General features: G+C 47.0%; 12 protein-coding genes. 9 read left to right on the top strand and 3 right to left on the bottom strand.

Annotation, left to right across the window (positions count from 1 at the left end):
• Window positions 1–79: 79 nt before the first annotated feature.
• The 3 genes from ACZGCQ_RS10795 to pelG all read left to right on the top strand — a co-directional run bounded on the left by ACZGCQ_RS10795 (window position 80) and on the right by pelG (window position 3137).
• A complete protein-coding gene (locus tag ACZGCQ_RS10795; RefSeq protein WP_481266244.1) occupies window positions 80–2035 on the top strand; it encodes a DUF1430 domain-containing protein in 1956 nt (651 codons plus the stop codon).
• Complete coding sequence (locus ACZGCQ_RS10790; RefSeq protein ID WP_481266243.1) at window positions 2032–2643, top strand: ABC transporter ATP-binding protein; 612 nt, start codon at window positions 2032–2034, stop codon at window positions 2641–2643. The genes ACZGCQ_RS10795 and ACZGCQ_RS10790 overlap by 4 nt, the downstream gene beginning before the upstream one ends.
• Window positions 2644–2900: 257 nt before the next feature.
• Window positions 2901–3137 (top strand): exopolysaccharide Pel transporter PelG, encoded by a 237-nt coding sequence (gene pelG, locus ACZGCQ_RS10785; protein ID WP_481266242.1) that lies wholly within the window; start codon window positions 2901–2903, stop codon window positions 3135–3137.
• Window positions 3138–3259: 122 nt separating this feature from the next.
• Here the strand turns inward: pelG and galE are convergent, their stop codons facing one another.
• A complete protein-coding gene (gene galE, locus ACZGCQ_RS10780) occupies window positions 3260–4267 on the bottom strand; it encodes a UDP-glucose 4-epimerase GalE (RefSeq protein WP_481266241.1) in 1008 nt (335 codons plus the stop codon).
• 470 nt (window positions 4268–4737) lie between these two features.
• Window positions 4738–5598 (bottom strand): hypothetical protein, encoded by an 861-nt coding sequence (locus tag ACZGCQ_RS10775; RefSeq protein WP_481266240.1) that lies wholly within the window; start codon window positions 5596–5598, stop codon window positions 4738–4740.
• Window positions 5599–5928: 330 nt separating this feature from the next.
• Here ACZGCQ_RS10775 and ACZGCQ_RS10770 point away from each other — a divergent pair, with 330 nt between their 5' ends.
• From ACZGCQ_RS10770 to uhpT, 5 genes are all read left to right on the top strand, one after another.
• Window positions 5929–6600: a response regulator transcription factor gene (locus ACZGCQ_RS10770; RefSeq protein WP_481266239.1), complete on the top strand. Its 672-nt coding sequence runs from the start codon at window positions 5929–5931 to the stop codon at window positions 6598–6600.
• On the top strand, window positions 6597–7979 hold the full coding sequence (locus ACZGCQ_RS10765) for a HAMP domain-containing sensor histidine kinase (RefSeq protein ID WP_481266238.1): 1383 nt from the start codon (window positions 6597–6599) through the stop codon (window positions 7977–7979). Before ACZGCQ_RS10770 ends, ACZGCQ_RS10765 begins: the two co-directional genes overlap by 4 nt.
• Before the next feature lie 95 nt (window positions 7980–8074).
• Complete coding sequence (locus ACZGCQ_RS10760; protein ID WP_481266237.1) at window positions 8075–8851, top strand: DUF3919 family protein; 777 nt, start codon at window positions 8075–8077, stop codon at window positions 8849–8851.
• Window positions 8848–9837: an ABC transporter substrate-binding protein gene (locus ACZGCQ_RS10755; protein ID WP_481266236.1), complete on the top strand. Its 990-nt coding sequence runs from the start codon at window positions 8848–8850 to the stop codon at window positions 9835–9837. Before ACZGCQ_RS10760 ends, ACZGCQ_RS10755 begins: the two co-directional genes overlap by 4 nt.
• A 36-nt stretch (window positions 9838–9873) precedes the next feature.
• Window positions 9874–11283, top strand: coding sequence for a hexose-6-phosphate:phosphate antiporter (uhpT, locus tag ACZGCQ_RS10750; protein ID WP_481266235.1), 1410 nt, complete (start codon window positions 9874–9876; stop codon window positions 11281–11283).
• A gap of 41 nt (window positions 11284–11324) precedes the next feature.
• Here the strand turns inward: uhpT and ACZGCQ_RS10745 are convergent, their stop codons facing one another.
• Window positions 11325–11771, bottom strand: a complete 447-nt coding sequence (locus ACZGCQ_RS10745; RefSeq protein WP_064299305.1) for a hypothetical protein — start codon at window positions 11769–11771, stop codon at window positions 11325–11327.
• Window positions 11772–11975: 204 nt separating this feature from the next.
• Between ACZGCQ_RS10745 and ACZGCQ_RS10740 the strand changes: the two genes are divergently transcribed.
• Window positions 11976–13502, top strand: a complete 1527-nt coding sequence (locus ACZGCQ_RS10740) for an FAD-dependent oxidoreductase (RefSeq protein WP_481266234.1) — start codon at window positions 11976–11978, stop codon at window positions 13500–13502.
• Window positions 13503–13603: the final 101 nt, after the last annotated feature.

Genomic DNA, 13603 nt, shown 5'->3' with positions numbered 1-13603 from the left:
GGACGTCACAATGTAAAACAAGTACGATTTACAACTACTTTGGTTCAAGTAATGTAATAGTTGGATAGGAGGAAACTGGATGAAACGCTTGAAGTTGATGATTCTGACCGTGATGGTGTTTACGAGTCTGTTCATCATCGGAGAAAGTCGAATGCTGACACTTGAAGGATTCGCAGAACCGTTCGTGTCGACGACGATCTATCCGAATCCGAAGATTTCGGAACAACAGATGCTAGCAGATATCGAGCGAGCCGCGACAAAACATCAAGTCGATGTCTTCACTTATGAAGAGACGCCTAATCAGACGTTCTCCAGTACGAAGACGATTTACGGGACGGCTGGTACTAAAGCGATGTTTGCTACCCGCTCGATTGAAGAACAGGTCTATCAAAGCGTCTTTCTCGGTGATATCACGTTCCAGTTCAAGCCGTTATCCGAGCATCCTGCCGTTGCTTATACACCAAACTTCTACGGGATGGGTTCAGCTGCTGCCGTAAAGGCGTTTAAGATGGAATTGATTGATACATACGCGGGGAATCATCCGCAACCGGGTTATAATGAGTCAGCAGAACTGTACCGTATCTTAGGCGTATTCGCACTTGTTGCGATCATCACCGTGTTACTGACCTTCTATGAGCTGGCTGTCGTCAGAAAGGAATTGCTCGTTCGTCTATCGATGGGCGAATCGTTAGCGCGATGGGTGACACGTTCGATTCTGATGGACTCCGGCATTTTGTTGCTTTCGTTCATCGTTAGCTTTTTGACACTCCGTTCATTCACGCCGATTGATCCATACTTGATACTGTTCAGTGGCTTGATGGTTGGATTGCTCGTTGTCAACGGACTGGTCTATCTGCGATTGCGACGCTTGACGATCAAAGAAGCGTTCTCGAACGGTCAGCGTTCGAACAAATTACTAGGCTTTACATATGGCATGAAATTCGTGACAGCTTTCTTGACGATCTTGATGCTCTCAAGCAGTATCACGGTCATCGCCGAAGCCGTGACGATCTATAAGCAACGTCCGTTCTTTGAAGCAAAGAAAAATTATTCGTATACTTACATCGGTCACAAGGTAACGTCTCCGCTTTACTCGGATGAAAAAAGTTCCGACATCTCGGAACGAATCCAGACAGAACTGTACACACGCTTTTATGATGACTTTAAAGTGACATTGAGTACCCCGATTAACAGCTTCACGACGGCAGACCAACCGACCGTCTTGATGAACCGGACAGCATTTAATGAATTTGCCGGGAAATTTGAGAATAGTGCTTCCGTCTTGAAGCATGAGCTGACGTTCTTTGCACCAGAGGGGATTGCAATTCCAGCGAAGTCGACCATTGATAGTGGACTTCGTGAACTCGGACTCGTAGCGTATCTCGCAGACGCCTATCCGGTCGTCCGCTATCAGGAAGATTTCGAAACCGTCGCGATCGATCAAAATCTTACTAGCGGCAGTACACTCATCGATGATCCGTTACTCATCGTCGTCAATGAAGCAAAGCAACAGAAAGTACCAAAACAACTGTCAAATGTTTTACTCGCTGACGTCATGTATGACCTGGACCAAGGAGCCTTTCAAGACTATGTGGCGGAGAAACAGATGACAAATGAACTTGTCTTGCAGACGAATGCGTGGGAGAAGTATCTTGGCATCTGGGAAGCAGCAAAACGATTGATGAACATGAACCTGATCTTTGCCGTACTGATTCTTAGTCTCGAGTTGCTCGTCATCTGGACGGTGCTACGACTCGAGTATCAAGTGAATGCGATCGAGTTGTCGGTTCAGAAGGTGATGGGGTACAGCATCTGGCAGAAAAATCGTCGCCTGATCGTATCCACGATGGGGATTACGCTTGTCAGTACACTGGCTGTAACGCTTACTGCCTATATCCTTGAGTTTTCTTCACCCGGGCTACTATTAGCTGGCGGAGGACTCTTACTAGTGGCAGAAGGCGTCTTGCTAATTTGGCTGATTCGAAAGATTGAACGGGCAAATGTCCAGCGCATTTTAAAGGGGGGAAATCTATGATTGAAATCCGGCAACTGACCAAGTCGTTTCAAGGGAAAACCTTATTCGAAAACCTATCGCTAACGATTTCTCAGGGCGACTTCGTCATCTTTTCCGGTCCAAGTGGATGCGGGAAGACGACGCTACTCAACATGATTGGGGCGCTAGAGCCGATTGATACGGGAACGATCGTCGTCGACGGAAAGGACATCACGAATAAGCGCAATCAACTGGCATACTTCCGGACGAAGCTTGGCTTCTTATTTCAGAACTTCGCACTCGTCGACCAAAAAACGGTCCGGCAGAATCTCGAGATCGTTCAAAAACGCTATCGCGCTGGTAAGACGATTGAAGAAGTGCTGACTTCTGTTGGATTAAGCGACAAAATCGATCAAAAAGTCTTTATGTTGTCAGGTGGGGAACAGCAACGGGTCGCATTAGCTCGATTGATGCTGAAGCAATGTGACATCATCTTGGCGGATGAACCGACGGGCTCGCTTGATCAAGCGAACGCGGAGCGGGTGATGGCGCTGTTACAAGAGCTGAACGATCAAGGAAAAACGATCATCCTCGTCACACATGACGAAGCGATTAAACAACAAGGGAAAAGGTTATTGAAGATTGGGTGACGAAACGAACGATGCGCTGTTACTTTCGAAATAAATCTTCATAATAATATTGATAAGAAACACTCGGTTGCGCCTAGATAATGATTGCATAAAGATGAGGAATACTGAAATACGTGAAGAAGTTTAAGAATACTTAAGCGATTTCGGTGAAATAGGTGTGTATATCCAAAAGAAAGTTCCCAATTTTTTGTTAACCGTAAATCACAACAAAAACTCCATTTTGCACGCTGGACGGTTTTCCCTACATAAGATGGAGTTTGTTCATCTTCTTCTTTGCTAACGGAATCTTAGCCCTATTGATCGCACCGTTCGGCTCTTCTGGATACGGTCTTAGCTTTGCGATCGGATCGACTTTGACGTTCGCGTTTGCACTAATGCGACTTATCCAGTACGTCTCAGATATTGATTATCATACGTTTTGTCGAATGACTTTACCGCCACGATCGATGCGCTTCGCCCGCTGGAGTGACCGATTAAACCGCTCTTGGATGTGAAAGTTGCCTGTAAAAGCTTTCTACCATCCGTTCGTCTATTTAAAAAGGAGATCAATTTCCGAAATGAATTCGGAAATCGATCTCCTTTTATGTGTGTAGAATAAAATCTTTTATCGTCTACATTATTTTTGATAACCGTCTGGATTATTTGATTGCCAGCGCCAAGCGTCCTTACACATCTCAAATAAGTTTTTCTCCGCTTTCCATCCAAGTAAACGTTCTGCTTTTGAAGCATCCGCATAACATGAACTAACATCTCCCGGTCGTCTTGTCGTAATCTTTCGGTCGATTTGCAGGGAAGTCGCGTCTTCAAACGTCGCAACAAGTTCAAGAACACTTGTTCCTTGACCCGTTCCTAAATTGAATGCCTCAATACCAGAATGATCATGATAAAGCGCCTTGATATGCCCTTTTGCCAAGTCGACAACATGGATATAATCTCGGACACCAGTGCCATCTTCGGTGTCATAATCATTTCCAAATATTTGGAGAGTATCTAATTTACCTGCAGCAACTTGCGTCACGTAAGGCATCAGGTTGTTCGGAATACCATTTGGATCTTCACCAATGAGACCGCTCACATCCGCGCCAATTGGATTGAAATAGCGGAGTAACGTAATGTCCCACGTTGGATCAGCCTGAGCGATATCTTCAAGGATCTGCTCAATCATGAGTTTCGTCGCACCATAAGGATTTGTTGCAGATCGCGGAGCAGATTCCGTAATTGGTGTCGTCTCAGGCACACCATAGACTGTCGCGGAAGAACTGAAGACGAGCTTCTTAACGTCGTGACGACTCATCACATCTATCAAAACAAGCGAGCTGATCAGGTTATTTTGATAGTAGAATAACGGCTGTGATACAGACTCACCAACTGCTTTTAAACCAGCAAAATGAATGACGGCATCAATCGAATGCTTTTGGAAGATGTCTTCTAATGACGATTCATTGCGAACATCCATCTCATAAAATGTGACAGACCGTTCCGCGAGCTGTTCGACACGTTCGAGGGCATTCTGGTGACTATTACTTAGATTGTCGACGACAATGACTTCATGACCCTCTCGTAAAAGTTCGAGACACGTATGACTGCCGATATAACCAGCGCCTCCAGTTACTAAAATATTCATATTTTTTCCTCCGTTTAATTCCATAATTTATATAATAATAACATAGAAGTAAGGATTTTTTTATTGATTTTTCTCTTTATCCATTTTTAGTTTTTCTGGATAAACTGTCCATTCTGTTCGATCATGAAGTGCCAAGGAGCCGTATGTACGATATTTTGCTCCCGTCTATGTAAGGTCGTGACTGAAAGCTCGAAGAGCGAGGCAATCGATGTTATCGAATCTGTTGCATCTTCTTTCGTATATCTAAATGATCCGTAGTTTTTCATACAGCGAAAACTTAGATTTAGACATAGAAAAAGCTCCCTTCAAAGAATGGATAGTTTTTGATATTTCAACTGTCTACTTTTTGGGCAGCATATTATGATGGCAATTCCTTCTTTTCGTTAAATTCAGCTAGTTATGTCCCAGCCTCGTTTAAAAAATTACCTATTTACATTTTCTATAGCAGATACGAGGTATATGATTTTAGATCATTTTTTAACGATGATTTCGATGTCTACTGTTTTTTCTCCAGGGCCAGGTGAAAGAATGAGATACGTCGTGCCTGGTTTTTTCGTTAACAAGCTTACTTTAGAAAAATCCCAGTCCATCGTGTAATGACCTTTTGAATGAAGACTATATTCGTAGTCTTTCGCATCGGTCAGTTGATGACGTCCTATTCCGATTCGATCTCCAACATGAACCGTATAAGTATGCTTACCGATATATTTCGCTCTTCCTGATAGCTGTTCGAGTCCTAACCAAACTTCCGGTTGCTCTGCTACAATCCGATCGTCTTGACCCGTTGGTTGACCAGTCGATACCAGTTTATTTTTTTTGTAGCTGTATTTGCTGAGGGTGATGGAACGATTGAGATAGTAAAGGTTTCCTTTTGCAATCTTCGCATTTCCCATCAAAAGTCCTTCCTTCGTTTGAATCGTTTTTAGTGTTTCTCCATCCGTTGATCCAATGAGATAGGAATTCAAGAAATTTCTACTCCCTGATTTGTACCCAACAACAGCATGTTCATATTTTCCGATCAGACCAGCTGTGATGAACTTTACATCATGTTGTTCTTTGATGACTTTTTCATAAGATTCTTTCCATTTTCCGTTTTTTAATTCGTGAACTCGGATGATATAGTCATTAAAAAATGAATCTCTTTTCTTTTTGAAGATGGAGACAATTTCCTTGGAAGAGGACTGATTCATCTGTAGTGTACGATGCATTAAATATGTATGACCCTGAAGCGATTCCTTTTTTAGTTGCTCGATTTTTTTGTCAGTTGAAGAAGCATCGACTGGAACGGTCGAGAGTGTCAACGCAAGCAATGTAAGTCCAATTTTTTTCATATAACGATTCTCCTTCACATCAATGGTTTTATATGTAAATTATAATAAAAACTTCACAAGTATTCTTTTACAAGTGAAGATTTAAGTGAATAGTTTTTTTGATTTTAATGAAGTTGAAACTCACTTTTTTATACGATAGATTTCGTATTTATGTTTTTTTGTAATTTCAGTTGAATGTTTGTTTTTATGGATTGAAGCTTTCATTTATATTTTTAAGACCATATTTTTGCGAAAGCGACGAGAAAATATGAATTATATATTGGATGATTTTGAAAACGATTTCATGATACGCTAGGGAACAGAAAACTTGTCCAGAAAGAAGGAATTCCCATGCATATTCTTGTCATCGATGATGAGGCGAGCATCCGGCATCTCGTCAAACTGCAACTTGAGCTCGATGGTCAGACGGTCGAGACGGCAGCCGACGGAGCAGCAGCACTCGCCTTGCAGGCAACACAACCCTTTGATTTGATCGTCCTCGATTTGATGCTACCGGATACGACCGGTTTCGATTTGATTCCTAAGCTGCGACAGACGACACCTGACTTACCGATCTTGATGCTGACGGCGCGTGATCAGATGAACGATAAAATCATCGGGCTTCAGCTCGGAGCGGATGACTATATGACCAAACCGTTTAACGGAACGGAGCTCGTTTTGCGTGTCAAAAATCTGTTGAAACGCGTAAAGGTGGATGCGCCACCTGTACCTGTCACGACCGATCCATTCTTATCGGTTGATTCCGAAGAACGCGTCATTCGGCTCGACGGTCAACCGTTACCACTGACGTACCGGGAGTATGCGTTGCTCGCACTCTTCCTGACGCATCCAAAACGGGTCTTCGAGCGTGATGAACTGCTCGAACAAGTTTGGGGTTTTGACTTCTCCGGTCAGACCCGTGCTGTCGATATCATGGTCCAACGCTTGCGGAAGAAACTCGGAGCACAAGGCGAACGGATCAAGACGATTTATGGTGTCGGCTACAAGTGGGTCGACGCATGAAGCTACGCCAAGTCATCACGGAAAACTTCGTCTTACTCCTCGTTCCGGCACTGCTCGTTCTGTTCTTGATTCTTTATGCCTTCATTCAATCGAATCTGTATGAGAACGCTGTCGATTCTGTCCAAAAACTGAGTCGGGAAGCGGAGCTCTACACGACGAACTACCTCGCAAGTGAAGAGACGGACTCACTCGCCGATACGGCAGTCCCGATCGCTTCCTATCTCGCGGACCGATTCAACGCGCGCGTTCAGCTGTTTGGACCAAACGCGGAACTGCTCGCCGATTCCGAGCGCGATCAATTACCGCTCCTCGCAGGAGACATCGATCAAGCCCTAAAAGGAAAATCGAGTTATCTGTTCCTGAAGGAGACCGATGTCCCGGTGCTGTTCTTCTCAAGCCCGCTGTACGGTGAGACGGACGTCATCGGTTCGGTCCGTTTTCTCGTCGATCTCCGGACGGAAGCCGACCTGCTGCGGCAATTCACCTATGTCTTCACCGGCGTGTTTCTGATGTTGATCGTGATCGCCGTCTGGACGGCGCGTCGGATGGCGAAGACATTAATCGGACCGATCGATGATTTACGGAGTGTCTCGCACGCCTTGACGAAAGGACACTATGCGCATGCGCTACCGGCGTATCCATATGAGGAATTGAACCGACTGGCAGCGGACTTCTCGACGCTTGCTGACGCAATTCAGCACAACATCGGACAACTCGAACAACAACGAAACGACCAACAGACGTTCATCGATCACATCACTCATGAGCTCCGGACACCGATGACGGCGATCATGGGCTATGTCGAATTGATCCCCAAGCTGCCGCCGGAGGAAGCGGCGCACTGTTATCACTACATCGAAGTCGAGAGCCAGCGCTTGTTACGACTCGTCTCACATAATCTCGAACAGGCGAAACAACGCAACGAACGCCACGTGACGTCGACGATGTTCGCGCTCGATGCCTTGCTCGCCGACGCCTTATTCATCATGCAATTGCGTCTTGATGGACAAGGAATTCAAGTTGAACAGGATGTTCCGCCAATCTACGTGCTCGGTCAACCGGATCAGACGAAACAAGTCTTGTTTAACCTCCTCGAGAATGCCGTCAAATACAGTGACGCGATGACGGTGACGTTTTCGACCGTCAGTACAGATACGACCCTACAACTCCTCATGACGGATGACGGGATCGGTGTTGATCCAGCAGTGCTTGCCGAATGGAAGAAGGAGCAACATAGTCTGACGACGGCGAGTGGGAATGGACTCGGTCTACCGCTCTGCCGACGTCTGATGCAGGAACAAGGTGGCGATTTTGCACTTGAAAGCGATGTAAGCGGAACACGTATCACATTGACCTTCCGATTAGCGAACCAGACATGATGTAATCGCTTACAAATGATACATTTACGAAACAATTTGACCGGATTTACGAAACAATTGCCCCGTAATCTAAGAATTAAGCAAGGAGAGGAATCATGAAAGCATCGACCATCGCTTATCTCTTCCTGATGGGTATCTTGTTTGCCCTCGGTCTTCTTTTGCTTCAGCAGACGGTCTTCGGACGCTTACACGTCCTCGATGGACCGAAACGGCTGAATGCTTCCGATGACTCACTCCCGACCGAGTTGACGTTACGTCACCGGGCATGGGGGGAGCAGACGGTAGAAGACGGAACGGAAGTCCAGCGCATCACGACGCTATTGAAGCAAATGAAGACGGTGGCAAACGGGACCTGTCCGGCGGGTACTGCGACGTTTACCGGAACGCTCCGTTTCTTGAACGGAACGACATGGACGTTCTCGCTCGGGGAAAGCATGACGCTAAATGGAAAATGTGTCGCAAAACGTCCTAGCACCCAAACGACGTCACTGAAAGCACGATTCTTAAACGCCTATCACGAACCGGAACAGCTCGCGCGTCAGTTCGCCGAGGCGGAAGTCGTGACCGTGTATGCAGCAGGACGGTCTCGTTCTTTGACTGCACGCGAGCGAGAAGACGTCAAGCGTCGCCTGACGCAGGCAGAGCCGATGACGGACTATGAAGAAGTCGGTCAATCACTCGATGCCAGTCAGGGACAGCCGCGCATTCTCAAGCTTCAGCGGTTCAAGAATGAGCAGAATACGCGTGCCAACTTAATGAATATTACTGTGTATGAGACATTGTTCAGCGTCCAGTACATGGATGATGACAATGGAAACACCTTCTATTTAAAAGGACAACTCCTGCCGACCGGGAAGGAGGCGAATCGATGAGAAAAGGAATGCTCTTCTTGCTGAGTATCATTTGTCTCATGAGCATTTGGATCGTCCGCAACAATGAACAGACAAAGCAAGGAACAGCCGCGCGGGAAACCGTTCCGCATTTGACGGCGTATGTTTCCGCAAAAGAGGATATCGGGCGTGCCTTACTGTCATCGTATTGTGAACAAGCAGGTTGTACGTATGAGTTCGTGCGTCTCTCGACGGAAGAACTTGTCCGGCGCGTGACGAAGGAAGCGGATCATCCGCGCGCCGACGTCATTATCGGCGGAACGTGGGACGCCCACCAGACGCTCAAGCAACGGGGATTATCGACACCTTTCCCGAGCGACATGGATCAAGCGGAACTGCAGGATCCGGATCGCTACTGGATTGGCTATGAAGTTGAACGCCTCGCGATTGTCATCAATACCGATGTCTGGAATGATCGATTCGGGGCAGCGCCGTATCCGAAGACGCTCGCTGACTTGACGGCAAAGCAGTATCAGGACGAGTTGATTTTGCCGGATCCGAACCATTCCGGTACCGGTGCGACGATCCTGCAAGCGGTCTTTGACGGATACGGGACGAAAGCGGAAAATGTCTTACGCGAGCTAATCGAGCGAACGCGACTATTCACAGCGAACGGCTTTGCGCCGACGTCGTACGTCGCCAGTGGGGAAGCGATGCTTGGGGTCAATTTCATCGGGGATCAACAATCACTGCGCGAAAAGTATTATCCGGTCAAAAGTATCCCACTCGATACGTACTCGATTAACGCGATTTCAAAGCTGAAAGGACGAACGCAACAGAAACAGGCGAATGCCTTCATGCGTTTCGTACTCTCAGCGGACGGTCAGGCGATTCTACGGAAAGTCTCGTTCGGTACGCCGACCTATGCCATCGCGAAGACACAACCGATCCAGCAAAACGTCGGGCAGGATATCGTCGCCGATTACCGAGACTATCTCCGTCGATTCAATCAGCTCCAGGACAAATGATGCGAAGACTCTGATTCAGGATAGGGGAAATGGAAGATGGGCTTCTTCAGCATCAAAAAGTTGCCGAATGCCGGCATACCAATCGAAGTACAACGAAAACAATGGTTACAACAATTCTTAAAGGCATTCTTAGTCGTCTTCTTCTCATATATGGCGATGTATCTCATCCGAAACAACTTCAAAGCAGCGCAACCACTCTTGAAAGAGGAACTGGGCTTTACGACGACTGAACTTGGTTATATCGGCTTCGCCTTCTCGATTACATACGGAATCGGGAAAACGTTACTCGGTTATTTCGTTGACGGGAAAAATACGAAACGCGTCATCTCATTCTTATTGATTCTCTCGTCCTTAATCGTCACGGCGATGGGACTCTTGATGAGTGCCGGCGGAAGTCCGGTCGGTTTATTGATGGTTTTATGGGGACTCAGTGGGTTCTTCCAATCGGTCGGGGGACCATCGTCGTACTCGACGATCGCCCGCTGGACACCGTTTGAAAAACGCGGACGCTACCTCGGCTTCTGGAACGTCTCGCACAACATCGGTGGAGCGATTGCCGGTGGTCTCGCACTGTGGGGAGCGAACGTCTTCTTCAACGGGAGTGTCGTCGGGATGTTCATCTTCCCAGCTGCGATTGCGCTCGTCATCGGGATTGTCGGTCTGTTCATCGGGAAAGATGATCCGGAGGAACTTGGATGGAATCGGAGTGAGGAAATCTTTGAGGAACCGATCGAACCGGAAAACCTCGCTGCTGAAAGCATGACGAAGTGGCAAATCTTCAAGACGTACGTCATCTCGAACCCCTGGATCTGGACGCTCTGTATTGCGAACGTCTTCGTCTACATCGTCCGGATCGGGATTGATAACTGGGCACCACTTTATGTCACGGAACACTTGCACTTCAGCACGGAGAGTGCAGTCAATACGATCTTCTTCTTTGAAATCGGTGCATTATGCGGCAGTATGATTTGGGGTTACGTGTCCGATTTACTGAAAGGACGCCGGGCGCTCGTCGCAGCGATCTGTCTCTTACTGACGGCTGTCGCGGTCCTCGGTTATCGTTACGGTACGAGTGAACTTATGATTTACGCGTCACTATTTGCACTCGGTGCGCTCATCTACGGACCACAGCTCTTGATCGGTGTCTCCGTCATCAGCTTCGCACCAAAACAAGCGACGACGGTCACGAACGGGATGGTCGGGACGTTCGGTTACTTGTTTGGTGATTCGATTGCAAAAGTCGGTCTAGCGAAAATCGCTGACCCAGAAACGAACGGTCTAACAATCGGTTCAGTCACCTTGCACGGTTGGAGTGACACCTTTGTCATCTTTAATGCGGCGTTACTGTTTGGTTTGATCGCCCTTGCGATCGTTGCCGTCGTCGAGGAGAAAAAGATTCGTCGCCTCGGACTGCTGGAGCGTCAAGCGGATAAGTTGAGTTCGTAACAGACTCAAGCACCCTCGCCTAAATATGCGAGGGTGCTCTTTTAATGAGACAAGTAGGCAAGCAAAAAACCTTCTTCCAGTTTAACGTGACGAATCGAACGGTAACGGGCATGACGGAAAGGAAAATAGAAGGAAAGATCGACGGTCAGGAGTCGATTTGCATAACGCAGATAAGGTGGACGAATGAGATAGGTTTCATTAAAGGATTCAGTATCATGAGGACAGACATCAAAGACTTCGAACGTGATGGTGCGTTTATCGACTGCTCGCAATTGGAGCGTTAATTCGACCGGTAAGTCACGCTCTAGACCATAACGTGTCAACGGTACAGCGGCTTGAAGGTGAAGGTGCGTCGGTCGAATCGTGACACAGATATCTGTCAGCTCTGGAATTTCCTTTGTCAGCACACTTGCAAGGTCGTATTCATCAATACTTGCTGCAAGCGTAAAACGACGAAAGGTCTCAATTATATGGCGCCCCAGTTTCATGAAGTAAACTCCTCTCTTATGCTTGTTAACTGTAGTATAAACAATAACAAACCTAATTATTCCATATTATTTTTCATTAAAGTAAATTAATTCCTTTGAATTAGAACTTCTTTTTAAAACAATATGATTTATGCATGTTTTTATGTCGTTCAGGGAACGATTAACCATGTCGATCTGTCGTATTTTTTCGAAAGGAGTTTTTTGATGCCTTACTTATCTGGATTTCCATCGTCTTATTGGAAACAAAGCGCATCTGCTACTTCCTATCCCGCTCTCAATCAAGATACTAAGCATGATGTCGTCGTCATTGGGGCTGGGATTGCTGGACTTGTCACGGCAATGCAATTGACGGAACGGGGATACGATGTCGCCGTGATCGAAGCAGGCGACGTCGCTGCCGGCACGACGGGCTATACGACGGCGAAAGTTTCCTCACAGCACGGTTTGATTTATGACACGCTAATCCAAACCGTTGGCGAGGAATCAGCAAGACTCTATTATGAAGCGAACGAAGAAGCAATCACGTTTTTACGTCATCAAGTGGAACGGCTCGATATTGGCTGTGAACTTGAAAGGCAAGACGCCTATCTCTACGTTGCGAACTCAAAAGAGCAAGCGATGGAACGAGAAGTCCGTGCCTATGAACGCTTAGGGTTGAACGGTGGCGAGGCGACGGAAGAAGTCCGAAGTAAGTTGCCGTACGATGTCAAACGAGCGGTCGTCCTGCGCGATCAAGCGCAGTTCCATCCTGTGAAATATCTTCAAGGTCTTGCGGAACAAATCGTCCACCAAGGTGGGAAGTTGTATGAACAGACACGTGCCGTATCGCTCGAGTCGAACCGGACGCCAACGGTCATCCTTGAGAACGGTCACCGGATCGAGGCGAAAAAAATCGTCATCGCGACCCATTTTCCGTTTCATGACTTCAAGGGCTTATACTTCTCAAAACTCGAAGTCCATCGCTCGTATATCGTATCGGGTCATGTCGACGAGACGTTTCCGGACGGAATGTTCATAAGTGCTGATCAACCGAGTCGTTCTTTGCGTCACGCGCGAACAGAAGACGGGCGTCTGCTTGGTCTGTTCGGTGGTGAGAATCATTTGTCTGGTCACGAGACGGAAACGATGCAACGCTATGAGCATCTTGCTGACTTTGCGAGAAGTGAATTCCATGTCGAGGCGTTCGAGCAGTTTTGGTCAGCGCAAGATTTGATCACGCTCGATAAGATTCCCTATATCGGACAGATGACGGCAAATGATCCGAACGTATTCGTTGCGACCGGCTTCGCGAAGTGGGGAATGACGAACGGTATCGCAGCTGGGTTGTTGTTGAGCGATTTGTTGACGGGAACACCAAATCGTTTTCGTCATTTATTTGACCCGACCCGTTCGAAACTTAAAACGAAAGATGCAACGCAGTTCGTCAAGAACAATGCGGACGTCGCCATCGAGCTTGTCAAAGGGAAGCTGACGAAAGCACGTCGTCGTGCTGACGAATTACAGCCGGACGAAGGTGGACTCGTCACCCATCACGGGAAGACGGTCGGCGGATATCGCGATCCGGAAGGGAATCTTCATCTCGTCTCGACGACCTGTACGCATATGGGATGTGATACGAAATGGAATGAGGCGGAACGATCATGGGATTGTCCGTGTCATGGTTCGCGATTTGGTCCGACAGGAGAGGTGCTCGAAGGACCAGCAGTCAATCCACTTAAATCAATCGATTAAGCAGAGGCACTTGTCTCTGCTTTTTAAATTTCAAAAAAATATTCCGTAGACAATTTATGATATGTGCTATAATTACCTGGTATTAAAAATATTTTAGCGCT

Source organism: Exiguobacterium sp. HSB13 (assembly GCF_056764755.1).
The sequence above is the reverse complement of the archived record's forward strand: the minus strand, read 5'-3'. Positions and strand labels throughout refer to the sequence as shown.

Bases quoted from the DNA above. Each gene is read 5' to 3' on its own strand.
- ACZGCQ_RS10795 (WP_481266244.1), top strand. From the start codon at position 80: ATGAAACGCTTGAAGTTGATGATTCTGACCGTGATGGTGTTTACGAGT.
- ACZGCQ_RS10790 (WP_481266243.1), top strand. From the start codon at position 2,032: ATGATTGAAATCCGGCAACTGACCAAGTCGTTTCAAGGGAAAACCTTA.
- galE (WP_481266241.1), bottom strand. From the start codon at position 4,267: ATGAATATTTTAGTAACTGGAGGCGCTGGTTATATCGGCAGTCATACG.
- ACZGCQ_RS10775 (WP_481266240.1), bottom strand. From the start codon at position 5,598: ATGAAAAAAATTGGACTTACATTGCTTGCGTTGACACTCTCGACCGTT.
- ACZGCQ_RS10770 (WP_481266239.1), top strand. From the start codon at position 5,929: ATGCATATTCTTGTCATCGATGATGAGGCGAGCATCCGGCATCTCGTC.
- ACZGCQ_RS10765 (WP_481266238.1), top strand. From the start codon at position 6,597: ATGAAGCTACGCCAAGTCATCACGGAAAACTTCGTCTTACTCCTCGTT.
- ACZGCQ_RS10760 (WP_481266237.1), top strand. From the start codon at position 8,075: ATGAAAGCATCGACCATCGCTTATCTCTTCCTGATGGGTATCTTGTTT.
- ACZGCQ_RS10755 (WP_481266236.1), top strand. From the start codon at position 8,848: ATGAGAAAAGGAATGCTCTTCTTGCTGAGTATCATTTGTCTCATGAGC.
- uhpT (WP_481266235.1), top strand. From the start codon at position 9,874: ATGGGCTTCTTCAGCATCAAAAAGTTGCCGAATGCCGGCATACCAATC.
- ACZGCQ_RS10745 (WP_064299305.1), bottom strand. From the start codon at position 11,771: ATGAAACTGGGGCGCCATATAATTGAGACCTTTCGTCGTTTTACGCTT.
- ACZGCQ_RS10740 (WP_481266234.1), top strand. From the start codon at position 11,976: ATGCCTTACTTATCTGGATTTCCATCGTCTTATTGGAAACAAAGCGCA.